At 68.9% G+C, this 26110-nt stretch carries 26 protein-coding genes and 1 pseudogene; 14 read left to right on the top strand and 13 right to left on the bottom strand.

Translation table 11 applies throughout. The features are described 5' to 3' along the window. Positions 1-44: 44 nt before the first annotated feature. Both GPY60_RS06800 and GPY60_RS06805 read right to left on the bottom strand, forming a co-directional pair. The gene (locus GPY60_RS06800; protein WP_156686881.1) at positions 45-1070 is read right to left on the bottom strand and encodes an acyl-CoA dehydrogenase family protein; all 1026 of its coding nucleotides are present in this window, start codon (positions 1068-1070) and stop codon (positions 45-47) included. Next, on the bottom strand, positions 1067-2206 hold the full coding sequence (locus tag GPY60_RS06805) for an acyl-CoA dehydrogenase family protein (RefSeq protein ID WP_156686882.1): 1140 nt from the start codon (positions 2204-2206) through the stop codon (positions 1067-1069). The genes GPY60_RS06800 and GPY60_RS06805 overlap by 4 nt, the downstream gene beginning before the upstream one ends. A 103-nt stretch (positions 2207-2309) precedes the next feature. Here GPY60_RS06805 and GPY60_RS06810 point away from each other — a divergent pair, with 103 nt between their 5' ends. Together GPY60_RS06810 and GPY60_RS06815 are read left to right on the top strand one after the other, a co-directional pair. Beyond that, entirely contained in the window at positions 2310-4241 is a 1932-nt protein-coding gene (locus GPY60_RS06810) for a flavin-containing monooxygenase (RefSeq protein ID WP_156686883.1), read from the top strand. After that, positions 4238-5125 carry an SDR family NAD(P)-dependent oxidoreductase gene (locus GPY60_RS06815; RefSeq protein WP_156686884.1) on the top strand — a complete coding sequence of 296 codons (888 nt, stop codon included), beginning with the start codon at positions 4238-4240 and terminating at the stop codon, positions 5123-5125. Before GPY60_RS06810 ends, GPY60_RS06815 begins: the two co-directional genes overlap by 4 nt. Positions 5126-5150: 25 nt before the next feature. Here GPY60_RS06815 and GPY60_RS06820 read toward each other — a convergent pair whose 3' ends face one another. The 6 genes and pseudogenes from GPY60_RS06820 to GPY60_RS06845 all read right to left on the bottom strand — a co-directional run bounded on the left by GPY60_RS06820 (position 5151) and on the right by GPY60_RS06845 (position 10635). Beyond that, positions 5151-5777, bottom strand: coding sequence for a Dabb family protein (locus GPY60_RS06820; protein ID WP_156686885.1), 627 nt, complete (start codon positions 5775-5777; stop codon positions 5151-5153). Next, on the bottom strand, positions 5770-6117 hold the full coding sequence (locus GPY60_RS06825) for a hypothetical protein (protein ID WP_156686886.1): 348 nt from the start codon (positions 6115-6117) through the stop codon (positions 5770-5772). The genes GPY60_RS06820 and GPY60_RS06825 overlap by 8 nt, the downstream gene beginning before the upstream one ends. A gap of 10 nt (positions 6118-6127) precedes the next feature. Next, positions 6128-6925, bottom strand: coding sequence for an IclR family transcriptional regulator (locus GPY60_RS06830; RefSeq protein ID WP_156686985.1), 798 nt, complete (start codon positions 6923-6925; stop codon positions 6128-6130). Between the two features lie 145 nt (positions 6926-7070). Then, positions 7071-8537, bottom strand: a pseudogene (locus GPY60_RS06835) (FAD-dependent oxidoreductase). Continuing rightward, a complete protein-coding gene (bphC, locus tag GPY60_RS06840; protein WP_156686887.1) occupies positions 8534-9442 on the bottom strand; it encodes a biphenyl-2,3-diol 1,2-dioxygenase in 909 nt (302 codons plus the stop codon). The pseudogene GPY60_RS06835 and the gene bphC overlap by 4 nt, the downstream one beginning before the upstream one ends. 8 nt (positions 9443-9450) lie before the next feature. Continuing rightward, positions 9451-10635, bottom strand: a complete 1185-nt coding sequence (locus GPY60_RS06845; protein ID WP_156686888.1) for an acyl-CoA dehydrogenase family protein — start codon at positions 10633-10635, stop codon at positions 9451-9453. Positions 10636-10806: 171 nt separating this feature from the next. Here GPY60_RS06845 and GPY60_RS06850 point away from each other — a divergent pair, with 171 nt between their 5' ends. From GPY60_RS06850 to GPY60_RS06865, 4 genes are read left to right on the top strand one after another with little or no spacing between them, the layout of a single operon-like run. Then, positions 10807-12423, top strand: coding sequence for a flavin-containing monooxygenase (locus tag GPY60_RS06850; RefSeq protein ID WP_156686889.1), 1617 nt, complete (start codon positions 10807-10809; stop codon positions 12421-12423). After that, complete coding sequence (locus GPY60_RS06855; RefSeq protein WP_156686890.1) at positions 12420-13223, top strand: mycofactocin-coupled SDR family oxidoreductase; 804 nt, start codon at positions 12420-12422, stop codon at positions 13221-13223. The genes GPY60_RS06850 and GPY60_RS06855 overlap by 4 nt, the downstream gene beginning before the upstream one ends. Continuing rightward, on the top strand, positions 13220-13828 hold the full coding sequence (locus tag GPY60_RS06860) for a PaaI family thioesterase (RefSeq protein ID WP_156686891.1): 609 nt from the start codon (positions 13220-13222) through the stop codon (positions 13826-13828). Before GPY60_RS06855 ends, GPY60_RS06860 begins: the two co-directional genes overlap by 4 nt. 43 nt (positions 13829-13871) lie before the next feature. Beyond that, complete coding sequence (locus tag GPY60_RS06865; RefSeq protein ID WP_156686892.1) at positions 13872-14354, top strand: nuclear transport factor 2 family protein; 483 nt, start codon at positions 13872-13874, stop codon at positions 14352-14354. 24 nt (positions 14355-14378) lie between these two features. On the opposite strand, the gene GPY60_RS06870 is transcribed toward GPY60_RS06865, so the two are convergent. After that, entirely contained in the window at positions 14379-15245 is an 867-nt protein-coding gene (locus tag GPY60_RS06870) for an alpha/beta fold hydrolase (protein WP_231639417.1), read from the bottom strand. Positions 15246-15320: 75 nt separating this feature from the next. Here GPY60_RS06870 and GPY60_RS06875 point away from each other — a divergent pair, with 75 nt between their 5' ends. Further along, positions 15321-15764 carry a cupin domain-containing protein gene (locus GPY60_RS06875; RefSeq protein ID WP_156686893.1) on the top strand — a complete coding sequence of 148 codons (444 nt, stop codon included), beginning with the start codon at positions 15321-15323 and terminating at the stop codon, positions 15762-15764. 21 nt (positions 15765-15785) lie between these two features. Here GPY60_RS06875 and GPY60_RS06880 read toward each other — a convergent pair whose 3' ends face one another. Together GPY60_RS06880 and GPY60_RS06885 are read right to left on the bottom strand one after the other, a co-directional pair. Beyond that, complete coding sequence (locus GPY60_RS06880; RefSeq protein WP_156686894.1) at positions 15786-17168, bottom strand: WS/DGAT/MGAT family O-acyltransferase; 1383 nt, start codon at positions 17166-17168, stop codon at positions 15786-15788. A gap of 157 nt (positions 17169-17325) precedes the next feature. After that, positions 17326-17775 (bottom strand): nuclear transport factor 2 family protein, encoded by a 450-nt coding sequence (locus GPY60_RS06885; RefSeq protein ID WP_156686895.1) that lies wholly within the window; start codon positions 17773-17775, stop codon positions 17326-17328. 115 nt (positions 17776-17890) lie between these two features. Here GPY60_RS06885 and GPY60_RS06890 point away from each other — a divergent pair, with 115 nt between their 5' ends. The 5 genes from GPY60_RS06890 to GPY60_RS06910 all read left to right on the top strand — a co-directional run bounded on the left by GPY60_RS06890 (position 17891) and on the right by GPY60_RS06910 (position 22311). Continuing rightward, positions 17891-18709 (top strand): transglutaminase-like domain-containing protein, encoded by an 819-nt coding sequence (locus GPY60_RS06890; protein WP_156686987.1) that lies wholly within the window; start codon positions 17891-17893, stop codon positions 18707-18709. 150 nt (positions 18710-18859) lie between these two features. After that, on the top strand, positions 18860-19096 hold the full coding sequence (mbp1, locus tag GPY60_RS06895) for a microaggregate-binding protein 1 (protein ID WP_156686896.1): 237 nt from the start codon (positions 18860-18862) through the stop codon (positions 19094-19096). 98 nt (positions 19097-19194) lie between these two features. Further along, positions 19195-19620 carry a PPOX class F420-dependent oxidoreductase gene (locus GPY60_RS06900; protein ID WP_156686897.1) on the top strand — a complete coding sequence of 142 codons (426 nt, stop codon included), beginning with the start codon at positions 19195-19197 and terminating at the stop codon, positions 19618-19620. Positions 19621-19666: 46 nt separating this feature from the next. Further along, positions 19667-21931 carry a molybdopterin-dependent oxidoreductase gene (locus GPY60_RS06905; protein ID WP_156686898.1) on the top strand — a complete coding sequence of 755 codons (2265 nt, stop codon included), beginning with the start codon at positions 19667-19669 and terminating at the stop codon, positions 21929-21931. 44 nt (positions 21932-21975) lie between these two features. Beyond that, positions 21976-22311, top strand: a complete 336-nt coding sequence (locus GPY60_RS06910) for a hypothetical protein (RefSeq protein ID WP_197283569.1) — start codon at positions 21976-21978, stop codon at positions 22309-22311. Positions 22312-22331: 20 nt separating this feature from the next. Here the strand turns inward: GPY60_RS06910 and GPY60_RS06915 are convergent, their stop codons facing one another. After that, complete coding sequence (locus GPY60_RS06915) at positions 22332-23240, bottom strand: alpha/beta hydrolase (protein ID WP_156686900.1); 909 nt, start codon at positions 23238-23240, stop codon at positions 22332-22334. 169 nt (positions 23241-23409) lie between these two features. On the opposite strand from GPY60_RS06915, the gene GPY60_RS06920 reads away from it, so the two are divergent. Next, positions 23410-24015 carry a TetR/AcrR family transcriptional regulator gene (locus tag GPY60_RS06920; protein WP_156686901.1) on the top strand — a complete coding sequence of 202 codons (606 nt, stop codon included), beginning with the start codon at positions 23410-23412 and terminating at the stop codon, positions 24013-24015. Between the two features lie 6 nt (positions 24016-24021). On the opposite strand, the gene GPY60_RS06925 is transcribed toward GPY60_RS06920, so the two are convergent. Continuing rightward, positions 24022-24861, bottom strand: coding sequence for an SDR family NAD(P)-dependent oxidoreductase (locus tag GPY60_RS06925; RefSeq protein ID WP_370462663.1), 840 nt, complete (start codon positions 24859-24861; stop codon positions 24022-24024). A 158-nt stretch (positions 24862-25019) separates the two neighbouring features. Here GPY60_RS06925 and GPY60_RS06930 point away from each other — a divergent pair, with 158 nt between their 5' ends. Further along, positions 25020-26048, top strand: a complete 1029-nt coding sequence (locus GPY60_RS06930) for an alpha/beta hydrolase (protein ID WP_156686902.1) — start codon at positions 25020-25022, stop codon at positions 26046-26048. The last annotated feature ends 62 nt before the right edge of the window (positions 26049-26110 follow it).

The following is a 26110-nucleotide window of genomic DNA, read 5'->3' on the forward strand; positions in this document are numbered from 1 at the left end:
CGCGGCGGCACCGCGACCGCCCGATCAGTGGAACACCGTCCGTGTCACTCGGTGATCAGGCCCCACAGGCCCCCGGCGCTCGCCTGCATTGCGGTGTCGGTGACGACGTCGTCCCAGTGACGCATCGAACCGAACTCCGATCGCCACGCGAGCGCGGCCCGGGTGAATTCATGCAGGCGGTGCTCACGGGTGGTGCCGATGGCGCCGTGCACTTGGTGGGCGTTCCTCACCACGACGGATGTCGCGTGGCCCGCACACGAACGCGCGGCCGCCACGAGGAATTCCAGCGTCGGGCTCGACCACTGTGTCGTGACGCCGGCCGTCAACGCCGCCTCGGTTGCGGCCCTGGCGAGCGCGGCCTCGGCGGCAACGTCGGAGACCAGGTGCTGAACCCCTTGGAATTTCGACAGCGGGCGCCCGAACTGGGTTCGTGAGGTGACGTGCTCGATGCAGAGTCGCAGTGTCTCGTCCAGGGCGGCGCACACCTGGATCGCCCGCACCAACCCTGACTTCAGCCGCAGCTGGCGCAACAGGGTCGGGCCGATGGGCGTGCCCTCCAAGCCCGCGAGCTCCGCAGCCACGGTGTCGCGCGGTTCACCGATCACATTGACGCCGGGGGTGATGGTGAGCCTTTCGGGTGCGATGTCGGCGACGTGATATTGCCCGTCGGCGCGCCATACGACCACCACCCGTTCGGCCGTGCTCGCCCACGGCACGTCCGTCGCGACGCCGTGCGTGTCGACCACGCAGACCGTCCGCGCCGCGCCGTCCACGGCCGACCCGCTGGCCTCCAGAAGCCAGCAGGCCAGCAAGTCGTGCTCCGCCAGCGGGATCCGGACACCGCTGCGCACCGCCGCCTGCAGGAGTTCGGCCGCCTCGTACCACCCGGCCCCGCTGCCGCCGTGCTCGACCGCACCGGTGAGGCGCAGCAGACCCAGCTCAGCGAGCTGCCGCCACAGGTCGGAGCGCCGATCGACGATCGTTGCGCCCGAGAGCTTTTCGCGGTGACCGGCAAAGACGGCACCCATCATGTCGGAAAGGGCTTCGTCGACGGACGGCCGGCCGCTCACCGCAGCCCCAATCCGCGGGCGATGACTCCGCGAAGCACCTCGTTGGTGCCGCCGCGCAGGGTGAACCCCGGCCGCTGGTCCACGGCGGCACGCACCAAGTCCTCGAAGATCCGATCGGGGGAGTCCTGCAGGTCGGCGAACTCGGCAATGTCCCCCTCGGCGATGGTGCCGAGCACCTTGACCAGGGCGGCGGGGACGTCGGCCGGTTCGCGCCGTTCCAACGCGCCGGCCACCGCGGTGGACATGTGGTGCAGACCGGTGATACGCGCGACGAGCATTCCCAGATCCGCATTGCGGGGAATGGCATTCGCGGCCATCCGGTCGGCGCAGGCGGCCAGCAGGACGAAGGTCGACAGGTACCGCTCGGGTCCGCTGCGCTCGAAGCTCAGCTCGGAAGTCACCTGGCGCCAGCCGTCCCCGATCTCGCCGAACACCATGTCGTCGGGGACGAACACCTCATCGAGTATCACCTCGTTGAAGTGGTGGGCGCCGTTCATCGAGACGATCGGGCGCACGTCGACGCCGGGCCCCCGCAGGTCGACGATGAATTGGCTCAATCCGGCATGCCGGTGTTCTGGATCCAGTGGAGCTGTGCGGGCGAGCACGATGAACGCGTGCGCGAGGTGTGCGCCCGACGTCCAAAGCTTGGTGCCGGTCAGCGACCAGCCATCGTCGACGCGCAGCGCCTTGGTGCGCACGCTGGCCAGGTCGGACCCGGACTCCGGTTCGCTCATGCCGATCGCGAAGTAGCACTCGCCGCGCACGATCCGCGGCAGGAAAGTCTGCTTTTGGGACTCTGTGCCGTATTTCAGCAACGACGGCACGATCTGCCGGTCGGCGATCCAGTGCGCGGCGACGGGGGCGCCGGCGGCGAGCAGTTCCTCGGTGACGGCGAACCGCTCCAGGAACGAACGCCCGTGGCCGCCATACTCGGCGGGCACCGTCATTCCCAACCAGCCCCGCGCCGCGAGCGCGGCGGTGAAGTTCTCGTCCCATCCCGACAGCCAGGCGTCCACCGACGGGGTGAACGCCCCGGCCGCCCGCTGGTCGTCGAGGAACTGCCGCACCTCGTCGCGAAGGCCCAGCGTCGACAACGGGTCGATCGGGGTAGGGGGCACCAGCCGCGAGAACGCCATCACCGTATCTTGCACCCCACGCGTTCCAAGAGCTTGTCGCCGGTGTCCCGCTGAGTAGACAAGGGCTGCGCGATAGCGCTGGGCCGCGGCGATACTCGGCGCCATGAGCACAGGCGCGACCGCGAGGGCCGACCGCCCCGGCCGGATGGGCGCGGATCGGGACGAACTGCGGGCCAACTTGGTTCGGGCCGACCCCGGCGTGCTCGTCGCGGTGCTGGCGCAACTCACCGGTGACGCCGGGGTGGTCGACCGCTACTCGCCGAAGATCACCCACGTGCCCGACCCGCCGGAGCAGGCGGGCACCACCGATCCGGAGACGAGGGCGGCCATCGTCGAGGCGGTGGTGAGCGCGTTGCAGACACCCCGGTCACTCCACGCCGTCCGCGCGGACGACCCGGACCTGTTCGGGCGCATCGCGCCGGTCGCGCTCGGCGGAACGATCGACCCCGGGTACATCCCGCTGCTGTTGGAGCAGGGCGGATTTCAGCCGCCGCAGCCGGTACTGCCTCGCACCGCGAAGCTCCCCGAGGACTTCCGGGTGGCGATCATCGGCGCCGGTATCGCGGGATTGACCGCCGCGTTGGAATTGGCCGCCGCCGGCGTCGACTACGAGATCTTCGACCGAAACGACGAGGTCGGCGGAACCTGGTACACGACCACCTATCCCGGAATCGGTGTGGACACCCCCTCGGCGTATTACTCGTTGTCGCGCGACATCAACGGCGACTGGTCAAGTTATTACCCGATGGGGCCGGAGTATCAGTCCTACCTCGTGTCGGTGGCCGACAAATACGAACTGCGGCAACGCACCCGGTTCGGTACTGAGGTCGAGGCCCTGTGGTGGGACGACGAGCGTCATCAGTGGGTGATCCGTTCGCGGGGCCCCGGCGGTGCCCGTGAGATCAGCTACGCCAACGTGGTGATCCCCGCCGCGGGCTACCTCAACCGGCCACGCTGGCCGGACCTGCCGGGGCGAGGGACATTCGCTGGAATCGAAATCCATTCGGCGCAATGGGATCCCGGGCTGGATCTGACCGGCAAGCGGGTTGCCATCATCGGTGCGGGGTGCACAGCGGTGCAGATCGTCGACGCGTGCGTCGACCAGGTTTCGCACCTGACGGTGTTCCAGCGTCAGCCACACTGGGTGGCGCCGCGGCGGCGGCTGACCGATGATGTGCCCGACTACCAGCGATGGCTGGGAACCCGGTTACCGTTCTACGCCAATTGGATCCGGCTCAAATCCTACTGGGGAACCGCCGACAACAACTATCCCGTGATCCTCTACGACGCCGAATGGGCGCGTGACCATCTGTCGATATCGCCGGCCAACGACGCGCTGCTGCAGATGTGCCTGAAGTACATCGACGACGTCTTCGGCGCCGGCAGCGAACTGGCGCGGAAGGTGACGCCGGACTTCGCGCCGTACGGCAAGCGGATCATCCGTGATCCCGGCGGATACTATGCGGCGCTGGCCCGCGAGCACGTCGACGTCGAAGCGAGTGAGCCGGCCCGAGTCAACGCCGCGGGCATCGTGACATCCGGCGGCCGGCAGATCGACCTGGACGTCATCATCTACGCCACCGGTTACCATCTGGATTTCCTTGCCACCATGGACATTCGGGGGCGAGGCGGCAAGAAGCTGGCCGACGAGTGGGGGAACCGACCGCGGGCCTATCGCGGTGGGACCGTCCCCGGGTTCCCCAACCTGTTCATATCGTCGGCGCCCAATTACAGCCCGGGGCACGGCGCGGGCCACAATTTCGGCGTCGAGGTGATGGTGCATTACGTCATGGAATGCCTGCAGCTGATGGCACTGCGGAAGGCCTCGGTCCTCGAGGTCACACAACGGGCGTACGACGACTACGTGGCCCACATCGACGCGACGATGCAGGGCACGGTGTGGTGCCACACCCCCTCCGCGCACACCTACTACCGTTCGGGCGGCGGACGGATCGTGACGGCCTTCCCATATAAATTGCTCGACGTATGGCGTGACCACCGCGCACCGGTTGAGGCCGATTTCGAGTTGCGATGAGCGAGTTGCTCTCCGGGCGGACGGCTTTGGTCACCGGCAGCAGCCGCGGCATCGGCCGCGCGATCGCCCGGCGGTTGGCTGCGGAAGGCGCCACCGTGGCGGTTACGGCCCGCTCGCACGCCGCGTCGGCGTCCGTCCGCGCCGGCGCGGCCAGCACGCTTCCCGGCACCGTCGGCGAGACGGTCGGGTTGATCGAGGCCGCCGGCGGCAAGGCATTCGCCATCGCGGCCGATCTCGAAGACGCCGCGCAGCGCGACGGACTGATCGACGCGGTGCTCGATCGCACCGGCCGCATCGACATCCTTGTCAACAACGCGGGTTTCGCGGACTACTCCGTGGTGGAGGACATGAGCCTGGAGACGTTCGATCGCACGGTGGAGCACTACCTGCGCACGCCGTTCGTCTTGACGAAAGCGGCCGGGGCGCAGATGCGCAAGCAGGGAGCGGGCTGGATCGTCAACATCGGCTCGGTGACCGGCGTCGCCCCGGTGCGGCCCTACCGCGACTACAACAAGACCGCCGGCGACGTGATCTACGCATCATGCAAGGCCGCGCTGCATCGCTTCACCCAAGGCGTCGCCGCGGAATTGCTCGATGCCAACATCGCGGTGAACTGCGTAGGCCCATCGACGGCCGTTCGCACGCCTGGCGCGTCCCCGCTCATTCCGAATGGTTTCCCGACCGAGCCGGTGGAGTACCTCGCCGAAACGGTGCTGGCGATGTGTCACCTGCCCGCCGCCGAGCGCACCGGACTCGTCGCGTTCAGCCTGCACTTTCCGTGGGCGCAGCAATTGCCTGTGCACAGCCTGGATGGAACCGCGGTGTTGCCGCCGTTGCCGCCACCGCCGACGGCGAACCCGAATATCCGGGCCGCGGGGGTTTAGGGCGCCGCGTCCACGACTCTCGTCCTCAGTCGAGAACCGGGTCGTGGCAGGCGCAGAAGCTGTGGCAGACGCGGTCGCGGATGATGACGTCGGGACACTCCGGGTCGAACCAGCGGTCCACGACGGCCCAGTGGATCGGGTGCATGAGATACGGGCCCATCAGCCCCTCGACGTCGGAGAACTCTTGCTCGAACACGTGGGTCCAGGCGCAGGTGCCGACGCCCTCGGACACCCGGCTCAGTTGCCAGGCGCGGATGGACGGGACAAAGCGCGCCATCGACGACAGTTCGTGCTCGAAGCGGGCGACGGTGGCCGGCGCGGTCTCGGGTGCAACGCGGAGCAACAGCGTCCGGTACACCGTGCCTCTCGGCCCGCCGGATCCGACGGGCCGACCCGCGTAGTTCGCGCCGTTGACGCGGGTAACCGCCGGGTCGGCCACAGCGGCATCGAACGTCGTTGCCGCACAGTCCCATTGGGCAGGCGTGTCGAACCGCAGGTGCACCAGGACGTCACCGCCGTTGCGCGCGCCCGGCAGCGTCGGCGCCACCACCCAGCGCAGAGCTCCGCTGGCCGTCGCGGCGGTGCGCAGCTCGTCGAGCAGTCGGCCGCGATCGTCCTCGACGATGTCGAGCAACCTCGTGACGCTATACATCGCAGAGATCGTCGACGTCACCGGCGCTCGCCGCGAAGGAACGCGACCGCTCCTGCACGAGTTCGCCGATCCGCGACCACCACTGGGCCAGTGCCGGGTCCGGTCTGCCCTTCCAGGTCATCTCCCACCACGCCCGGACGTCCGGCAGCGTCCAGGTGATGGTGACGGTGTTGACCTCGTCGTCGAACCAGATGGGCGGGCTGACCAACACATCGCGCAACGTCATGCCGCGTTCGCGTGCGCCCGGGGCGTACTCGACAAGGTAGGCGTCGACGAACCGCCGCGCACATCCCGGCCGCGTCACCACCCTGTCGATGACGAAGACGGGGCCATCGGCCATCCCAACCGCCTCAGGCGTATTGCAGGGAAGGCCGCGCCGGACGCAACGGGCGCAGCCGCTGCAGGGTCGGCGCGACACATTGCGGGCCGTCGTCGACGTTGCGCCAGATGCCCATCGCGGTCATCCGCACCGGCGAGGTCAATCGCTGGTCGAACATCATCCGGTTCATCGGACCGCACACCGACACCGCGGCCACCGCCTCGCCCGGCCCCCCGATCGGCGCTGCGACGCAACCGAATCCGAGGAGCGACTCCTCGCGCTCGAAGGCGACGCCGTGCGCGCGCACCTTCGCCAGCTCGACGGCCAACTGGGTGCCGGTGGAGATCGAGTATTTCGTCTTGCGGACCTGCAGATCCAGCTCGGCATTCTCGTCGCGGTAGGCGAGGATGGCCTTGCCGACCGCGGTGCAATGCGCGGGCTGGCGGCCGCCGACCCGGGTGGGAATCCTCTGGTCGCCGATCTTGTCCAGGTACACGACGTCCGGTCCGTCCAGCACCGCGAGGTGCACGACAAGCCCGGTGGCTCGGTGCAATTGACCGAGCAGCGGGCCGGCCGCCCGCACCAGGCGGTCCTGATGCACCGCCAGAGAACCGAGCTCGACGAGGCGCATGCCCAGCTCGTAGTCACGGCCGCTGCGGCGCAACCAGCGCAGCTGTACCAGGCGTTCGAGCATCCGATGCGCGGACGAGCGGGGCAGGCCGGTACGCCGGACGATCTGCGCCAGCGTCAGCCGGCCCGGACCCTCGAACGCGTCGAGAACCAGCGAGATGCGGTCGATGACGGCCGTGGGCGTGGCGGGTTCAGCGATACCTGACATCGATTCTCCAAGTGTGCCTGACCGATATATTCCTAATAGGAATATATTCCTAGCACACCGGCGCGGCGGTTGTCACGCATCACGGACCCGCGTCTGGCGGCGGTGTTGTTGGGGCGAAGACGAGGGGGCGGTGGGCTCAACCGTTGGCGGCGGAGCGGCCCGCGCGCCGGCCGTAGAAGCTGCCGTCACCGAGCGAGACGCCGCTGGCGTAGCCCCAGGCGGCCAGGCCGGCGGTGCAGCGGCCCGCCGCGAAGAGGCCGGGGATGGGCTCGCCGCTGACGTGCAGCACCTCGGCATCCAGGGTGGTGGCCAGCCCGCCCAACGTGAAACCGCCGGTGTTTTCCCGCAGGTCGACGGCGCCTACCGGTGATCCGATCGGCTTCACCCACTCGGGCTTCTTGTGCAGCAGCGGATCCTCGCCGCGCGCGGCGGCTTCGTTTTAGGCGGCCACGGTCGCCTGCAGGCAACCGGCCGCCAGGCCCATGTCACGTTCCAGCTCGGCGACGGTGTCGGCCACCCAGGTCGCCGGCCGGCGCATGAACTTCGGCGACCAAGACGCCATCGCCTCCTGCTGGGCGTCGTCGTCGATGATCAGGTAGGCGACGTTGTCCTGCTGGTAGAGCGTGAGCTGCCCGATGCGGCCCGGGTAGGTGTCCTCCGGGACGTACCGCTGACCGCGGCCGTTCACCAGGATGCCGCGCACGAGCTGCTGCGGGTCGATGAAGATCGCGACCTCGGTGGCGTCCATGTGCGCCAAGTCGGCGCCGAGGGCCTGGGCCATCCGGATCGCCTGCCCGTCGTGCTGCTCGATGGATGCGGCCGGGCGGCCGGCGATCCGGGGGGCATAGCGTGCCACCATGGCGTCGTTGTAGGCGAAGCTGCCCATGGCCAGGACCACCCCGCGCCGAGCCCGGACTGAAATCTCGGTGCCGTAGCGGCGCCCGCGAACCCCGACCACCCGGCCGTCGGCTTCGACGATCAGGCGCTGCACCCGCACGTCGTAGATCGCCCGCGCGCCGGCAGCGGTGGCCGTCTCCACGAGCGGCTTCATCAGCATGTAGCCGGCGCTGGCCTCGCCCTGCTTCTTGTTCGACATCTGCGGGACGTGTCCGCGCGGGGCGGGGGAGGCGATGGTGTTGAAGGGGTAGGCGTTTTCGCCGCCGCTGTACATCAGGCCCTGGTCGCCCATCGGTTCCCAACCCGGTTCGGAAAAGAACTCGGCTTTGAACGGGACTCCGCAGCCGACGAGCCAGTCGAAGTGTGCGACGCTTCCCGCGCAGTAGTCGGCGACCCGCTGGGGGTCGGCACCGGGTCCCATCGCGACATTGAGGAACGCCGCCATGTTGTCGACGGAATCGGTGAAGCCGCAGGCCTTTTGCAGGGGAGTGCCCCCGCCGAGGTAAATGAACCCGCCCGCCATCGCTGCGGCACCGCCCCAGGATCCGGTGCGTTCCAACACGAGCACGTCGGCACCGGAGCGGGCCGCTTCGACCGCCGCGGCGGCGCCGGCCACCCCGTAGCCCGCGATGACGACGTCGGCCTCGTCGTCCCACGAGGCGACCGACGCGGCTTGGACGGGCGTGACGTCCCGGTCGATCGTCACAGGCGCATGGCCGCGGGCATCTCACCGACCCACTGGTGGCCCCAGTAGCTGTCCGCGGTGATTTCTTCTGCGGTGTAATAGGTTTCGTCGACCCGCATGCCGTCGGTGCCGAACTCGATGTCCCAGTCACCGGGGGCGCGGACGTAGAACGACACCATCTTGTCGTTGGTGTGCCGGCCGAGGGTGGACGACAACTGGATTCCCTCGGCGTTGATCCGGTCCAGCGCCTGGCCCACGGCATCGAGGGTGTCGACCTCCACCATGATGTGGACGACACGGGGGTCGCGCAAATGGCCGGCCGGGCAGATCGCCAGGCTGTGGTGGCGCTCGTTGATGCCGAGGAATCGCACGCGCACGGGGCCGAATTCTTTCGGCAGCGGCACCCGGAACGCGCCGCGGGAGCGGAAACCCAACACCTCGGTATAGAAGTCGAAGAGCCCGCCCGGGTCGATGGCCGGCAGCACGACGTGGCCCAGGCCTTGATCGCCGGTGACGAATCGCGCGCCGAACGGGGTGATCACCGGGCTGTGGTCAAGGACCGCGCCGTGGAACACCTCGAGCGAATGGCCCGCCGGGTCGTCGAAGGCGATCACCTCTTCGACCCGTCGTGCCTCGGCCTCGTCGGGCGACAGTTGCTTGACCGCCACGCCGGCCGCGTCGAGGGTCGCCATGACCCGTTGCAGCGCGGCGTGGTCGCGTACCTCCCAGCCTATGGTGCGCAACCTGTCCACCTCGCCGGGCACGACCACGATCCGGGCGGCGCGCTCGTCCATCCGCAGGTAGATCGCCGACGGGTCGGGGCCCTTACCTTCCGCGAAGCCGAGGACGCCGAACGCGAAGTGCCGCCAGCGCTCGATTTCGCTGGTCGAAATCGCGATGTAGCCAAGGCTTTTCAGGTCACCCATCACCACTCCTAGATCAGGGCACGCAGCGGACCCTCGGGCGGATCGATGCCCAGCGAACTCAACGCCGACGCGTGATACGTCGTGCCCGGCATGTGGATGGCGTGCAGTTGGCCGACATGCACGTCGCGCCAATACCGTTGCAGCGGCTTGTCCATGCGGGCCGCGTTGCCGCCCGAGCGGGCGAAGATCTCGTCGACCGCCGCCACCGCGCGCCACACCGCGCGGACCTGGGTGCGCCGGCCGGCTGCGCGGTCGGCGAAGGACACCTCCTTGCCGGCGGCGACCATGTCGTAGATGCGGTCTGCGTTGGCCAGCAGCTCCTGGCGGGCGGCGTTGATGTCGGCGGCCGCCTCCCCGATGGCGAACATGACGTAGGGGTCGTCCTTGATCGCGGTTCCGGTGGCGCCGACGCGCTCGCGCTGGTAGTCGAGGTGCGCGGCCAGGGCCCCTTCGGCGATGCCGATGGTCGCCGCGGAGATGCCCAGCGGGAACATGGTCGACCACGGCATCAGGTACAGCGGTTCGGTCATTCCGGCCTCGCGCTGGGCGGTGCCGTCCATCACCTTCGTCGCATCCATCGTCCGGTAGGACGGGACGAACGCGTCCTTGACGATGACGTCCTTGGAGCCTGTTCCGCGCAGCCCCACCACGTTCCACGAGTCCTCGACGATCTCGTAGTCCTTGCGCGGGAGGATCATGTGCAGCATCTGCGGCGGCATGAGCGGAATGCCCTTGTCGTCGCCCAGCATCGCGCCCAGGATGATCCAGTCGCAGTGGTCGGTGCCCGAGCTGAACTGCCAGCGTCCGTTGAAGATGTAACCGCCGTCGACCGGCTTGGCCACGCCCTGGGGGGCGTAGGGGGAGGCCATCCACGTGTCGACGTCGTCGGCCCAGATTTCGGCGGCGACTCTGGGATCCGCGTAAGCCAACTGATAGGGGTGCACCCCCACCACGCCGACGATCCAGCCGGCGGCCGGGTCGAGCGCGGCGGTGGCCATCGTCGTCTCGGCGAACTCGCGGGGGTGGACCTCGAACCCTTGGTATTGCTTGGTCTGCAGCAGCCGGATGAGCCCCGCCGCCTTCATGAGCTTGACGGTGTCGTCGGTGAGGCGGCCGATCCGTTCGGCTTCGGCGGCCTGGTCGCGCAGCTGGTCGGCCATCGCCACTACCCGGTCGAGTACCCGTTCGCTCATGTTGGTGTCCTTACGTGTGGGGGCTCAGTAATGGTCTACCGCAGTTCGTGCCGGACCCAAAGGCCTTCCCGATGAGCGGACGCAAAAGCGTCGATTCCGCCGCGACCGGAGCGTCCGGTGACCGGGAGGGCGGCTGACCAGCCGGCGCGGTCGTCTCTACCGTCTGTGCACGTGAGCAGAACCCACGAGCAGTCCCTCGACGTGGTCGTCGTCGGAGCCGGGTTCGCCGGCCTCTACGCACTGCACAGATTGCGCGAGCAGGGGCTGGCGGTGCGGGTGCTGGAGGCGGCGCCCGAACTCGGCGGCACCTGGTACTACAACCGCTACCCGGGCGCGCGCTGCGACGTCGAAAGCGTCGACTACTGCTACTCCTTCTCCGACGAACTGCAGCAAGAGTGGAACTGGACGGAGAAATACGCCACCCAGGCAGAGATCCTCCAATACTTGAACTGGGTCGCCGACAAACTCGACCTCCGCCGCGACATCGACTTCAACACACGCGTGACGTCGGCCGTGCTCGACGAAACGACGCTGCGCTGGACGGTCACTACCGACAGCGGGCACGCACTATCCGCACGTTTCTGTGTGATGGCAACCGGCCCACTGTCGGCCGCACTGACACCGGACTTCCCCGGACTCGATTCGTTCGCCGGCGAGGTCTACCACACCGCCGCCTGGCCGCATGAACCCGTCGACTTCGCAGGTAAGCGGGTGGCGGTCGTCGGCACCGGATCGTCTGGTATTCAATCGATTCCGGTCATCGCCGAGCGGGCGGCGCACCTCTACGTGTTTCAGCGCACGCCCAACTACAGCGTGCCGGCGGGCAACAACCCGCTCACCGCACAGGAACTCGACGACATCAAGGCCGGCTACGCGCACCGGCGCCGCCTGTCCTGGCGCAGCGGGGGCGGCTCACCGCACGTCACCGCATCAAAGCCGACCATGGAGTTCAGCCCGGAGGAGCGTCGTGCGGCCTTCGAAACGCGATGGCAGCTGGGTGGCGTGTTGTTCTCCAAGACCTTCCCCGATCAGATGACCGATCCGGCGGCCAACGAAGAGGCACGCAAGTTCTACGAGGAGAAAATCCGGGCAATCATCGACGACCCGGCGCTGGCCGAACTGCTCATCCCCACCGATCATCCGATCGGCACCAAGCGAATCTGCACCGACAGCAACTACTTCCAGACGTTCAATCGCCCCAACGTATCGCTCATCAACGTCCGCGAGAACCCGATCGAATCCGTAGACGCCGGCGGGATCAACACCGCCGCCGCGCACTACGACGTCGACATGCTCGTGCTGGCAACGGGTTTCGACGCGATGACGGGAGCACTGGGCAGGATCGACATCGTCGGCCGCCACGGCGCAAGCCTGCGTGACGCCTGGGCGCACGGTCCACGGACGTACCTTGGGCTGGGCGTCGACGGATTCCCGAACCTCTTCCCGGTCTCGGGCCCGGGTGCGCCCGCCGTGCTGGCCAACATGGTGCTGCACGCCGAGGCGCAGGTGAATTGGATAGCCGACGCCATCGCCTACCTGGACGGCCACGGTTACGCGGCGATCGAAGCGACCGGCGACGCCGTGGACGGCTGGGTCGCCGAATGCGCGAGGCGCGCCGACGCCACCCTGTTCACCAAGGCCGACTCCTGGTACATGGGCGCCAACGTGCCGGGAAAGCCGAGGGGCTTCATGTTGTTCGTCGGGGGGTTCGCGACCTACAACGATATCTGCGCCGAAGTCGCGGAGGCCGGGTACAAGGGCTTCGATCTGGTTAAGATGCCGCGATGACGGGACTGCTCGGCAAGGTGGCGCTGGTGACCGGCGCCGCCCGCGGCACGGGGCGGGTGCACTGTCAGCGATTCGCCGACGAGGGTGCCGATGTGATCGCGCTCGACGCTCCGGCGGTCGCTGATGAATTATGCTCTCTCGCAACCGAACTCCGCGAACGGGATCGTCGCTGCGCGACCGGTGCGGCCGACGTCAGCGACCTCGCGTCGCTGACCGCCGCCATCGATGGCGCCGTCGCCGAGCTGGGCCGGTTGGACGTCGTCATCGCCAACGCCGGAATCCACCTCCCGGGCGCACCCACGTGGGAGATCGACCCGAAGGATTGGCACCGCACGCTCGACATCAACCTCACCGGCGTCTGGCACACCGTCAGGGCGGCCGTGCCACACATCGGCGATCAGGGCGGTTGCATCGTGATCATCAGTTCCACCAACGGACTTCGGGCGACGCGCAATACCGCGCACTACACCGCGACCAAGCACGCCGTGATCGGCTTGGCCCGTACCCTTGCCAACGAGCTTGGGCCGCGCGGCATCCGGGTGAACACCGTTCACCCGGGAGCGGTCGCAACCCCTATGGTGCTCAACGACCAGACGTTCCGGCGCCTACGCCCGGATCTTGACAACCCCACGGCAGCCGACGCCGCCGAGGTGCTCCAGGCGCGCAACCTTCTTCCGGTGCCCTGGGTGCAGCCTGTGGATGTCGCCAACGCCGTGGTATTCCTGGCGTCCGACCAAGCCCGCTACATCACCGGCGCCCAGCTCGTCGTCGACGCGGGCCTCACCCAGAAGACGACATGAGATCGAAGGTGACTGAGAACGCGGGTGAAGACGGACGGATGTACAGCCAGTTGGCCGCATCCGTCCGCCGACTCATCGACGTAACCATCCGCACCGAGGTGGGGGCCGAAGGGATTGCGGCGGCCAAGAGTCACATCGACACGGCCTTAGAGGTATTGAGCCAAGCGCTCATGCCGGGTTCGTTCGGTGTGCGGCATTCGGCCGACGGACAACCGGTGGCCTCGGGGAACGTCGTGATCGGCGCCCGCAACGCCATCGCGCCCCCGCTCGTCATTCACCGCGACGGCGATGGCGCGGTGTGGACGGACTTCACCCTCGGCGCCGCCTACGAAGGGCCGCCCGGTCATGTTCACGGCGGGGTGTGCGCTCTGATCCTCGACCACGTCCTCGGAGCCACCGCCCACAAGCCCGGCTGCCCGGCCTACACCGGCACGCTCACCCTGCGCTATGTGCGGAGCACCCCCCTGGGCCCGCTGCGCGCCGAGGCGCACGTCGATCGCATCGAGGGCGTCAAGACCTTCGCGGTGGGTCATCTCGGTGACAGTCGCGGAACCACGGTCACCGCCGAAGGGGTCTTCATCACCCCATCGAAGCCGCCGCAGTGACCAGGCGGCCTTCCTGAAGCAGGCGAGAATGAGGAGCACCAGCATGACCGATCTCGACGACGTGGCGGCGCGACTGCGCCGACTCGAGGACGACCGCGACATCAGGCAGTTGATCGCTTCCTACGGCCCGGCGGTGGACGCTGGGGACGCCGATGCCACCGCGCGGCTCTGGGCGAGCGACGGCGTCTACGACGTCGACGGCTGGCGCATGGAGGGCAGGGACGCCATCCACGCCATGGTGAGCTCGTCCGCCCACCAGAAGCTGGTGGCCAAGGGATGCTGTCACTTCCTCGGGCCCTGCGTCGTGACCGTCACCGGGGACGAGGCGGTCGCGGTGTGCGAATCGCTCGTGCTCGTCCGCGACGCCGACAACGACGCGTACCGCGCCTGGCGCGCGACCGCACACCATTTCGCGCTGCGGCGCATCGACGGCCGCTGGCTGATCACGACCCGCACGAGTCGCCTGCTCGACGGCAATCCCGACGCGCACGCGTGGTTGATCAAGGGCCTCGCGGGCGCCCGGTAGCAACGGCGCCAGATCGACGTGGTGTCAGCGGGACAGGAACGCCAGCACGGTGCTCTCGAACGCCGCCCGGGCCTCGATCATCGCCCAGTGCCCCGAGTTGGGGAAGATGTGCAGCTCGGCGTTGGGGATGGTGCGCATCGGGATCAGCGCCATGTCGGGCGGGCTGACGCGGTCGTCGCGCCCCCAGGTCAGCAGCGTCGGGGCGGCCAGCTTGTGCATCACGGCCCACGGCATCGGCCGGTCCGAGGCCGCCATCGCCGCCGTCATGCCCGCGAACGCCGCCTTCCCGTACATGCGGCGCGCGGCGGCCAGCGCAACGGGATCGGTGGCCAGCGCCCAGCGTTCCTCGATCAACTCCTCGGTGATCAGAGCCTGGTCGTACACCATCGACTTGAGCCAGTCGACGAGCCGTTGGCGCGTCGGGTCCTCGACGAACTCCTGCAACAGGCGGATGCCCTCACTCGGGCTGGGACTGAAGACGTTGGTGCCGATTCCGCCGATGGTGACCAGCCGGCCGACGCGCTGCGGGTTGCGGATCGCGAAGTTGACGCCCACGCCGCCGCCCATCGAGTTGCCGATGATGTGGACCTTCTCGACCCCGAGGGCGTCGAGGAAGGGCGCCACGGCGCCCTGTGCGTCGACCATGGGGTGGCCGCCGAAGTCGGGACTGACCCCGAAGCCGGGGAATTCGAGGACCAGGCAGCGGTAGTGCGCGGCGAAGGTGGGCAGTAATCCGCGGAAGTTCCGCCAGCCGGAGACCCCGGGACCCGAGCCGTGCAGGAACAGCAGCACCGGCCCGGAACTCGGGCCGCAGTCGTAGTAGCGCAAAGCGCCCTTGGCCGTTTCGGTTTCGCGCAGGTCTTGCTCCACCAGCTCAGTTCCGTCCGTCACGCTCCCCACCCTGCCATGCCGCCACGCGGCTGGGAGCGGGGTGTTCCACCGAGCGGTCGACTACAGTCCTGACGCATGTCGGGCGAGAGCCGCATCCTCATGACGGGCGTCGACGCGGCGGGGAGGTCGTGTGCGGTGCGAAACGATGCCGTGGAACTGCAGGGCGCCGACGGGCTCGGCCTCCTGTTCTCGGTCCTGCATGCGGTCCCGTCGATTCCCGCGATCGCGGCGGGCGACGGCCGCGCGGCCGATTTCCTCGACCTGGCCGTGGCGCCGGGCGCCCTACGGTGGACGGCGATCGAGTACCCGCCCGGCGCCGAATTCGCCCCGCACCACACCGACACCATCGACTTCGACGTGGTGCTCGCGGGCTCGGTCGAATTGATCCTCGACGACGGCGCACACACGCTGACGGCGGGCGACAGCGCGGTGATCACCGGAGTGGATCACGGCTGGCGCGCCGGCCCGAACGGGTGCCGGCTCAACGTCCTGACGATCGGGGTGGCGCCGACGGCCTGAAAGGCGTTGCGATAATGCACATTACGCGGAATCGCAGCAGGCCATTAATTCCTTGAGTGCCGCCGGGAACGCGTCCGCCAGCTCCCACAGGTCCGGTACGAGGTCGGGGCAGGAGATGAGGCCGACGCCCAGTTGGCCGTTGAGCGACATGACGGTGACGTTGAGCCCCGCGCCCGCGATGATCGGCCCGAGCGGATACATGCCGCCCACCCGGCATCCCATGAAGTACAGCTGCTCCTGCGGACCGGGGACGTTCGACAGCACCAGGTTGTGGGGGAGGATGTCGCCCAACGGGATTCGCGGCAGCAGCTTCATCGCGGCGCCGAACATCGTCTGACCCGCCACCTGTGTCCAGTCGTGCAACAGGGTGGGGCCCATCGCGCCGGCGTGGTCCTTGGCCGCCGCGTTGCCCTCGGCGATGCGGGTGAGCCGCTCGCACGGATCGTCGATGTGCGTTGCCAGGCGGCACAGCATCCATGTCGTCTGGTTGCGTCCGGGCCGGCCCGACTTGGAGTGCACCGACACCGGCACGCTCGCCACGAGCGGCGTGGCTGGCAGTTCGCCCCGGTCCAGCAGGAACTGCCGCAGCGCGCCCGCGCACAGGGCCGTCACCACGTCGTTGACGGTCACCCCGAAGGCGTCTTTGACCGTCTTGACGTCGCCGAGGTCCACATGGGTGAGGGCGACGTTGCGGCGGCGGGTGAACGGCCCGGTGAATGCCGTCGGCGGCGCGACGAACGGGGCGGCCATCGTGGGGCCGCCGCTGCGGGCGCGAAGCACCGTCTGCACGAGGGTGATCGCGGTCGCCGGCACCACGCTGGCCAGTCGCCACGGCCGCAGCGCGGCACCGATCAGTCCCGACGCCGCGATCTGCAGCGGACCGGGCCTGGCGGCGCGGGCGGCGGGTTCCGGGGGTGGCGCGTCCGGAGATGTGCTGCACAACTGCGCCAACAGGTTGGCGCCGCCCACCCCGTCGACCACCGCGTGATGGGCCTTGAGGACGACGGACAAAGCCTCGTCGCCGCCGAATCCTTCGACCACCCACATCTCCCATAACGGGCGATCGCGGTCGAGCGCCAGGCCGGCGATGTGCCCGCAGATCTCAGCTAACTCGCGGGGACCGCCGGGCGACGGCAGGGCAACGCGGTGGAGGTGCCGCGCCAGGTCGAACCGTTCGTCGTCGACCCAGACGGGGTGGTCGAAGTTGAGCTGGTTGTCGGCCAGCTTGAGACGGAATTCGCGGACGGCGTCCACCCGCGCCCGCAGCGCGTCGCGGAAGCCTTCGAATGTATAGCCTCCGGGCATCGTGGCCGGATCCAGCTCCAGCACGCAGCAAACGTTGAGGGGCTGCGTCGGCCGTTCCAGATACAAGAAGAACGCGTCTAGTCCGCTAAGCCGTTCCATCTCACTCGTTCCGTGTTCCGGCACCGTGACTACTGGTCATTGCGGTCGGGGGCCACACAAAGCCTCGCCCGACCGGCGGACCGGCACGGTAGTCGTCTGTTGGGTGTGTCCTAGAGCAGTAGCCGTTGGGCGGGGTGCGGCAAACCTGCCGGGGGGATCAGCCGCCGGCGGGCCGCCGAGCCATCGCGGAATCCCCGGACGCCCAGTCCGTCGTCACCTTCCGGCGCGCGATGAGCCACCCATCGCCGATCGGAACGAGGGTGTCGCGATAGCGGCCGCAGTGGTCGAGCCCCAGGTTGGTCACCACCGTGAAGTACGACCTGACCTCGGCCCGCTCGGGGGTCAGTTCGTCGAACAGCACGTTGGTGACGTTGTGGCGAACGATCGCTTTGTCGCCCGCGCCGGCGGCGGCGGTCGCCGTGACGCCGCCGAGGAACGTCGCGATCGCCGACCGCCCCTGCAGCGGTTCCATGCCGCGTATCTCGAGAACTCCGTCGGGGCAGAAGGTCTGCGTGAGGTCCTCGAGTCGACCGGCGTCCCCGGACCAGTTGTAGCGGGCCAAGGTGTCGCGAATCCGCTCGCGCGCCACCAATTCCCACATCTGCACCGCCGCGCCTCCTCACCATCAGCGCCGCGCTCACCCTGCATGTCGGCAACTTCTCGTGTTGGATTACACGGTAGGCGACTCCCCAAGGAGTTCCGGCACGGATGAGGGGGCGGATATCAGCACAGCGGACTTCAAGCGCGGCGTCGGGGCGGAGATCGAGGTCGAGGTGACGGCGCCGACGACGCTCGACTTCCAGATCGCCGTCGCGGCCCACCCCGGCGCCGACGTCAGCGAGTCCCTGTCGATCACCTTGAACGGCAACACGGTCCAGCCGCGCGAGATCGCGGGGGAGCATGGGACGCGGATCCACACCCTGAAGGTCGACGAGGGGCTGGTGGCCGTGTCCTACTCGGCCACGGTGGCGGGTGAGGCGGACCCACCTCCGGTGACCGACATCGACGTGATGACGTACCTGCGGCCGAGCCGCTACGCCGAGGCGGACAAGTTCTTCGGCTTCGCGGCCACCGAGTTCCGCGAGTACGGCACGTCGAGGGCGCTTCTCGAGAAGGTGTCGTCGTGGGTGGGCACGCGGCTCGATTACGTTCCGGGATCCAGCGATCCGATCGACGGCGCTACCGACACGTTGCTGGCCGGCTCCGGTGTGTGCCGCGACTACGCCCACCTGGTGATCGCGCTGCTGCGCGCCCTGAACGTCCCGGCCAGGCTGGTCTCGGTGTACGCGCCCGGCTGTCAGCCGATGGATTTCCATGCGGTGGCCGAGGCGTTCGTGGACGGCGGATGGCGCGTCGTCGACGCGACCTGCCTGGCGCCCCGGCAGTCCATGGTGCGCATCGCCACCGGCCGCGACGCGGCCGACACCGCCTTCCTGGACAACCACGAGGGGGCGATCACGCTGAAGAACATGACGGTTACGGCGGTCGTCGACGGCGAGCTGCCGAGGGACTCGGTCGATCAGCTGGTGACGCTTCGGTAGTCGCGATCGCGAGCGCGGCGTACGCCGGGCGAGGCGGGTCGCGACCATCGGGCCAGCTGGGTGTGGCGGAGGCTACTCCTCACCACCGTTTCGCCGCGGCGGCGGCTGGCAATACGGGAGACCAGTACGCACGACACACGAGGAGAACTGATGTCGGACAAGAGTGGTCCCCAGGAAGCCGTCGAGGGAATCGTCGAGGGCGCAAAGGGCAAGGTCAAGGAAGTCGTCGGTGCGGTCACCGGCAGCAACGACCTCCTGCGCGAGGGCCAGGCCCAGCAGGACAAGGCGGACGCGCAGCGCGAGGCGGGCAAGAAGGAGGCCGAGGCCGAGGCGGCCCGAAAGGCGGCCGACGCCAACGAGGCTCGCCAGAAGGCGGAGCAGGACTAGCCGCAAGACTCTTGACGAGGGGCCCGGTCACATCGGTGACCGGGCCCCTCGTCGTGCCGCTTGGGAATGAATCGCCGCCCCCCGGCGTCACCCCACGCATGAAACTCAACGACGCAGCCCGCGAGCTCATCGGCCGCGGCGCCGACGCCACCCTGGTGACCCTCAACCCCGACGGCAGCCCTCAGATCAGCCTGGTGTGGGTCGCGTTGCAGTCGACGCCCGACGGTGACGAGCTCGTCGCCGCGCACCTCGCCGAGCACAAGAAGGTCCGCAACGTCCGCAACGACCCGCGCGTGGCGGTGACGATCGTGTCGCCCGCCGACGCCGCCCAAGGCATGCGGCCCTATCTCTCGATCACCGGGACCGCCCGCATCGTCGAGGGCGGGGCGCCCGAACTGCTCGAGCAACTCGCCCACCACCTGTTGGGCCCGGACGCCGGGTTCCCGCCGAAGGGCGCGCCGCCGGGCTACCTCACCCGCATCCGCATCGACAAGGTCGGCGGCATCGGGCCGTGGGCATCCTGACCGCCGGACCCTTCCGATACGAGCGGTAGCGGAATACAGTGGGCGGGTGACGACCGGCGAAGACGGCAGGCACGTGCGCACCTGCCCACTGTGTGAAGCCATGTGCGGCTTGGAGATTCACGTCGAGGGCGGAAAGGTCACCGGCATCCGCGGCAATCGCGACGACGTGTGGAGCCGCGGACACCTCTGCCCGAAGGGCGTCTCACTCGCGGCGCTGCACGATGACCCGGACCGCGTCCGCCGGCCGCTGATCAAGGTCGACGGCCAATTTCACGAGGTGAGCTGGGACGCGGCGTTCCGCCGCTGCACCGAACTGCTGGCACCGGTGATCGAGAAGTACGGCATCGGGGCGGTCAGCGCCTACACCGGCAACCCGTTGGCGCATTCCTTCTCGCTGGCCCGCTACGCCGGTGTGCTGATGGGCATGTCCGGGCTGCCGGTGACGTATTCGCCCGGGACGGTCGACCAGTGGCCGAAGAATCTCTCGTCGCACCTCATGTATGGACTCTGGTGGAACTTCCCCGTGCCCGACATCGAACGCACCGACCTGATGGTCATCATGGGCGCCAACCCCGCCGCCTCGCAGGGATCGCTGCTGGCCGCGCCCGACGTCATGGGGCTGATCGACGGAATCCGCAAGCGCGGCAAGGTGATTGTGATAGACCCCGTGCGCACGCAGACGGCGGCCAGCGCCGACGAGTGGCTTCCCATCGTGCCGGGCACCGACGCCGCCCTGCTGCTGGCGGTGGCGCACACCCTGTTCTCCGAAGACCTCATCAATCCCGGCCCCCACGTCGACGGCGTCGAGACCATGCGCCGAATCGCCGCCGACTGGCCGCCCAGCCGGGTCAGCGCGGTCACCGGGATCGACGCCGAGCGCATCCATCGCCTGGCCCGCGAACTCGCCGGCACCGAGAGGTCGGTCGTCTACGGCCGAATCGGCCTGTGCAATCAGGAGTTCGGCAGTTTGGCCAGCTGGCTGGTCGACGTGATCAACATCCTGACGGGTCATTTCGACACACCCGGCGGCGCCATGTTCCCGCGGCCCGCAGCCTGGTCGATCACGACCCAGCCGCTGCCCGGCCTGGAGGGCGGCAAGCCCGAATTCGGCCGGTGGCACACCCGGGTCCGCGGCGCGAAAGAGGTGCTCGGCCAGGCGCCGGTGTCGTGCATGGCCGAAGAGATCGCGACCCCGGGCGACGGACAGCTCAAGGCGCTCATCACGGTCGCCGGAAACCCCGTGCTGTCCACACCCGGCGGGGACAAGCTCGACGAGGTCCTGCCCATGCTGGAAGCGATGATCTCGGTGGACCTGTGGATCAACGAGACCACGCGCCACGCGGACGTGGTCCTGCCCGGGCTCTCGCCGCTCGAGCAGCCGCACCACGACGACCTGATCCTGCTCTTCGCGATCCACAGCATCGCGAACTACTCGGCCCCGGTGTTCGACCCGGGAGACCGGCCGCACGAATGGGAGATCCTGATCCGGCTGACCGGGCTGTGCACCGGCACCCCCGCCGAGGACGTGGACGTCGCCGCGATCGACGACGGGTTTTTCGACTACCTGGCGTTCACCCGGGGCCTCGACGGGGCGGAGATCCGCAAGCTGTACGACGAGACCGGTTTGAAGGGCGGCCCCGAACGGATGCTCGACCTCACGCTGCGCACCGGTCCCTTCGGGGACCAGTACGGCAAGAATCCGGGCGGCCTCACGCTGGACCTGCTCAAGGCCAACCCGAACGGCATCGACTTCGGGCCGATGGTGCCCCAGTTGCCCGACATCCTCGAAACCCCGGGCAAGAAGATCCAACTGGCGCCGCAGTACCTGCTCGACGACCTGCCGCGGCTGGCCGCCCGGCTCGAGCGGCCGCCCGAACCGCTGGTGCTGGTGAGCCGCAGGCACCTGCGGTCGAACAACTCGTGGCTGCACAACGTGCCGGCGCTGATGAAGGGCAAGGACCGGTGCACGCTGTTGATCCATCCCGACGACGCCGCCCGCTGCGGTGTCGCAGACGACGACGTCGTGACGGTGAAGTCGGCGGCCGGGGAGATCAAGGTGCCCGTCGAGGTCACCGACGCGATCAAACCGGGCGTCGTGTCGATGCCGCACGGCTGGGGGCACGGCAAGCCCGGCACCCGCATGTCGGTCGCCAACGGCTCGCCCGGCGCCAACACCAACGTCCTGTCCCCGCCGACATTTCTCGACGAGCCGTCCGGCAACGGCGCCCTCAACGGCATCCCGGTGACGATCATCGGCGAGGGCGCGCGCTACCAGCCGGATGCGGGGGCCGTTCTCACAGCGGATCGATAACCGCGTTCCACACCGCTCCAAGGATCCCGGCGCAGAAATAGGGGATGAACAAAGCACCCGACAGGCAACAGCCTTCGCCGCGATCGCGAATCCGCCTGCGACACATGGCGCTTGCGGGCGCGGCGACCATCGCTCTGCTGCTGTCGATCGCTCAGGGGGCAGCCGTCGCGTCGGACCGGGCCCACGCGGGTCATGTCGCGGGCTTCGCCGCCGACGGCGACGACGACGAGGCTCAGCTGCAACAACAACTCGCTCTGCAGCAGATGCAGCAGGCCGAGCAGCAGGCGGAGCAGCAAGAGCAACTGGACCTTCAGCAGGCGCAGCAGGCCGAGCAGCAGGGCTTGTTGACCGAGCAGCAGGCCAACCTGTCCGGCGGCTGACCCGCGAAGCGGCCAAACCCTCAGTGGCGCAACGCCATTGCGGCGTCGAGGAACGAGATCATGGCCCGCGCCGCCTCATCCTCACCGCCCAGGAAGGCCGCGTAGTGCCCGCCGGGAAGGCGGGCGAGCCGGCCGTGCGGCGCGCGCGCGGCGGCGCGCCTCGCCGGCCCCGGGGGCGCGACCCCGTCGTCGTCGTAGGCGACCACCAGCAGGGGGCGTCCGATCCGTGACGCGACGCGGCCGGGCCGGTAGAAGCCGACCCGCAGCGCCGAGCAGGCGGCCACCGTCTGTTCCCAGTGCGGGTAACGATTCTGCGGGTTGAGCGCCGCCGTGCCGTTGCGGGAGTCGGGCGTGGTGAGCGCGGCGACGTCGCCGCGCTCGCCCGCGAGCGGCACGAGCAGGGGGTCGCGGGCAAAGAGACCGCCCACGGCGTCGGCGGCCGCCCGTGCCATGAGCTTGGCCAGCGCCGGTAAGGTGATGTGCGGCAGAGCGTTTCGCATCGCATCGAGCCCGTCGACCAGCGGGGAGTGGGCGATCGCCGCGGCGACGCCCGGGTTGCGCGCGGCGATCCGGAGCACGTGGCCGCCCGAGACCGAGAATCCCCAGATCGCGATCTTGTCGGGTGCGACCCCTGGAAGCGACGCGGCGAACGCGATGGCGGCATCCCAGTCGTCCAGCTGGTCCTTTATGCGCACGAGCTGCCTTGGCGCGCCGCCGCTTTCGCCGAGGTTTCGGTAGTCGAAGGCCAGCACGCTGTAGCCGGCCCGGTGGAAGCGGCGGGCGAACAGGTCGGTGCCGGGCTCCTTGATCACGCCGAGCCCCGCGGCCATGATCACGCAGGCGCCGTTCTCGCCGGGATAGTGCCAGGCGGCGCAGTGGCTGCCGCCGCTGGGAAAGTCCACCCTGGTGCGTTGATCCGTCGTCGGCATTGCCGTGTCCTTCCCGTCGAAGGTCGATGTGCGCGCGCTGGCGAGTCGATGCGCTGGGCGGCCACCGGGGGATCGATGATGGACACCGGAAGAGCTGCCAACCGCTCGTCACTAACCTACATACTGTATGCATGAAGATACATACAGTATGTATGAAAGGCAAGGTGCCATGCGGCCCCCTCGGCGCACCCAGGCCGAACGCGCGGCCGACACCCGCGAGGCGCTGATCGCCGCCGCGCGGCCCTTGTTCGGCGAGCACGGCTTCGCCGATGTCGCGCTGGAGGCCGTCGTGCGCGCGGCCGGGGTGACGCGGGGCGCGCTCTATCACCATTTCGCCGACAAGACAGAGTTGTTCGCGGCGGTGTTCGAGCGCGTGGAGGCCGAGGTGGCCACCCGCATGGGTGAAGCCATAGCGGCCAGCGGGCAAACCGACCCGGTCGAGATCATGCGGCTGGGTGCGGCGTTCTGGCTCGACGCCAGCTCCGATCCCGAGGTGCAGCGGATCGTGCTGGTCGACGCCCCCGCGGTGCTGGGATCCGCGCGGTGGACCGAGATCGGCAACCGCTACAACCTCGGCCTGGTGCGCGAATTGCTCTCCGGCGCGATCGAGTCCGGCCGCATCCCGCCCCAGCCGGTCGAGGCGACGGCCGTGACGGTGCTCGGTGCGATGCGCGAGGCCACGCTGTACATCGCGAGGGCCGACGACCACGTCCAAGCTCGTCGGGACGCGGGCGCGGTGATGAATCGGGTGATCGAGGCGCTGGCCCTCGCCTGACCCCGATCAGGGCGCGACGGGCCGGTTCGTCCAGTCCCGGCCGGGCCGGCGCGACGATCGATACCACCCGCCCGCGGCGCCCGTGCCGCCGTCGGTGGGGATGGTGTGGCCGGTCACGAACCGCGACAGGTCGGACGCCAGGAAGAGGATCACCCGCGCCTGGTCCTCGGGCAGCCCCATCCGTCCCACCGGCACCCAGCGGGGCCACTGGGCCTGCTCGTCGGCGGACAGCCATTGGGAATAGGGCACCTGCAGCGACTCGGTGACGTCGGGACCGACGCCGTTGACCCGCACGCCGTCGTTGCCCACCTGGACCGCCAGGCTGCGGGTGAAGTGAATGACGGCCGCCTTGAAGGCGGCGTACACCGGGTCCTCGGGGTAGCCGCGCAATCCCTCGACCGACGAGACGTTCACGATCGCGCCGGAGTGCCGGGCGATCATCGCCGGCAGAAACGCGTGGGTCACCAGGAAGACATGGTGCAGGTTGACCCGGTACAGCTCGTCCCACAGTTGCGGATCCGTGTCCACGAAGTTGCCCGGGTGGCGCAGCCAGTGGCCGACGTTGTTGACCAGGACGTCGACGCGCCCGAAGCGGTCCAGCACGGACCGCGCCAGCCCGTCGACCCGGTCGGGGTCGCGGACATCGGCGACTTCCGCCACGGCCGATCCGCCGGCGGCGGTGATCTCGGTGGCGGTCCGCCGGGCCAGCTCCTCGTCGATGTCGGCGATCACCACCCGCGCACCGTGCTCGGCGAACATTCGCGACGTGGCCGCGCCGATGCCCCCACCGCCGCCCGTCACCACCGCGACCCGATCGACCAGCAGCATGGCAGCGCTCGTGTCCATGCTCATCATCTTGGGCCATCGACCCGCGGCCAGGTTGCGCGGCCAGTACCCCGCATTTACGCCGCGAAACGTGACGAAGGCGACATTCGCGACGGATTTACTCGTCGTTTTCCAACCCGTCGAGCGGGTATTCGGTCCGAACTTAGGAGCTGATGCCAATGCCGACGACAGATCCATACCCGCATCCCTTATTGCCCAGCCGGGCGATGACGCGGAGAATCCACCATCGCCACAGCCCGCAGTCTCTCGCCGTGTCGATGGCAAGCCGGTTGATCGTCAAGAACGCGGTTCGTGCATGGGCTCTACAGCCCAACTTCCACTGGCCCCTGGCGCAGATCGACGGGCTCGTCGGACTGTTCCCGAAGTTCGGCTCCTCGGCGCACATCGAGCCGGTCCGGCTCGACAGCTGCGCAGCCGAATGGGTGCGCGCGCCCGGCGCGTCGGCGAAGCGGGCGATCCTCTACCTGCACGGCGGGGCATTCTTGACGTGCGGCCTCAACACCCACCGCTCACTGGTGGTCCGCTTGTCGAAGGCCGCGGACGCCGCTGTGCTCACTGTCGAATACCGCAAGCTGCCCAACCATCAGATCGCCGACGCGATCGAGGACGGTCTCAATGGGCTGCGCTGGCTGCAGGACCTCGGCTACCAGGGCCACGAGATCGTCGTCGCGGGCGACTCGGCCGGCGGCTACCTCGCGTTCATGACCACGCTGGCCGCGATCAAGAACCGCTTTGACCGGCCGGCCGGCGTCGCGACCATTTCGCCGTTCACGGACGCCGACCCGGTCCGCAAGCTCAAGCACCGCAACGCGCGCAAGTGCTCCATGTTCACCCGCGGGGCGCTGTCGATGTTCGCCCGATACCTCAGCAATGTCCACCTCCCGGGCGAGGCGGGCCGCGTCGTGTCGCCCGTCGACGCCGACCTCTCCGGCCTGCCGCCGGTCACCATCCACGCCAGTTCCGACGAGTTGTTGCTCCCCGACGCCGAACTCATGGCGCAGCGGCTCGAGAAGTCCGGCGTTCGCTGCGACCTGCACCTGTGGGCCAAACAAATTCACGACTTCCCGCTGGCGGCCGACATCCTGCCCGAGGGACGCCGCGCGATCCACTACATCGGGGACTTCGTCAAGCGGGTGACCGCGGTCGGCGCCAGCCCCTGGCACGGGATCACCGCCGCCGCCGGCTAGCGACTCTCTGAAGAGATTGGCGCGCAACGCTTTTCGCGGGGCGCGCCACTTCCGTGTCGACC

It is taken from the genome of Mycobacterium sp. Marseille-P9652 (genome assembly GCF_902652685.1).
In the GTDB taxonomy this organism is placed as follows: domain Bacteria; phylum Actinomycetota; class Actinomycetes; order Mycobacteriales; family Mycobacteriaceae; genus Mycobacterium.

Coding starts and splice junctions, on each gene's coding strand:
- mbp1 (WP_156686896.1), top strand. CDS start 18,860: ATGTCGGACAAGAGTGGTCCCCAGGAAGCCGTCGAGGGAATCGTCGAG.
- GPY60_RS06820 (WP_156686885.1), bottom strand. CDS start 5,777: ATGTATAGCGTCACGAGGTTGCTCGACATCGTCGAGGACGATCGCGGC.
- GPY60_RS06815 (WP_156686884.1), top strand. CDS start 4,238: ATGAGCGAGTTGCTCTCCGGGCGGACGGCTTTGGTCACCGGCAGCAGC.
- GPY60_RS06915 (WP_156686900.1), bottom strand. CDS start 23,240: ATGCCGACGACGGATCAACGCACCAGGGTGGACTTTCCCAGCGGCGGC.
- GPY60_RS06920 (WP_156686901.1), top strand. CDS start 23,410: ATGCGGCCCCCTCGGCGCACCCAGGCCGAACGCGCGGCCGACACCCGC.
- GPY60_RS06805 (WP_156686882.1), bottom strand. CDS start 2,206: ATGGCGTTCTCGCGGCTGGTGCCCCCTACCCCGATCGACCCGTTGTCG.
- GPY60_RS06930 (WP_156686902.1), top strand. CDS start 25,020: ATGCCGACGACAGATCCATACCCGCATCCCTTATTGCCCAGCCGGGCG.
- GPY60_RS06860 (WP_156686891.1), top strand. CDS start 13,220: ATGAGATCGAAGGTGACTGAGAACGCGGGTGAAGACGGACGGATGTAC.
- bphC (WP_156686887.1), bottom strand. CDS start 9,442: ATGGGTGACCTGAAAAGCCTTGGCTACATCGCGATTTCGACCAGCGAA.
- GPY60_RS06810 (WP_156686883.1), top strand. CDS start 2,310: ATGAGCACAGGCGCGACCGCGAGGGCCGACCGCCCCGGCCGGATGGGC.
- GPY60_RS06855 (WP_156686890.1), top strand. CDS start 12,420: ATGACGGGACTGCTCGGCAAGGTGGCGCTGGTGACCGGCGCCGCCCGC.
- GPY60_RS06910 (WP_197283569.1), top strand. CDS start 21,976: ATGAACAAAGCACCCGACAGGCAACAGCCTTCGCCGCGATCGCGAATC.
- GPY60_RS06925 (WP_370462663.1), bottom strand. CDS start 24,861: ATGGACACGAGCGCTGCCATGCTGCTGGTCGATCGGGTCGCGGTGGTG.
- GPY60_RS06865 (WP_156686892.1), top strand. CDS start 13,872: ATGACCGATCTCGACGACGTGGCGGCGCGACTGCGCCGACTCGAGGAC.
- GPY60_RS06825 (WP_156686886.1), bottom strand. CDS start 6,117: ATGGCCGATGGCCCCGTCTTCGTCATCGACAGGGTGGTGACGCGGCCG.
- GPY60_RS06875 (WP_156686893.1), top strand. CDS start 15,321: ATGTCGGGCGAGAGCCGCATCCTCATGACGGGCGTCGACGCGGCGGGG.
- GPY60_RS06880 (WP_156686894.1), bottom strand. CDS start 17,168: ATGGAACGGCTTAGCGGACTAGACGCGTTCTTCTTGTATCTGGAACGG.
- GPY60_RS06845 (WP_156686888.1), bottom strand. CDS start 10,635: ATGAGCGAACGGGTACTCGACCGGGTAGTGGCGATGGCCGACCAGCTG.
- GPY60_RS06900 (WP_156686897.1), top strand. CDS start 19,195: ATGAAACTCAACGACGCAGCCCGCGAGCTCATCGGCCGCGGCGCCGAC.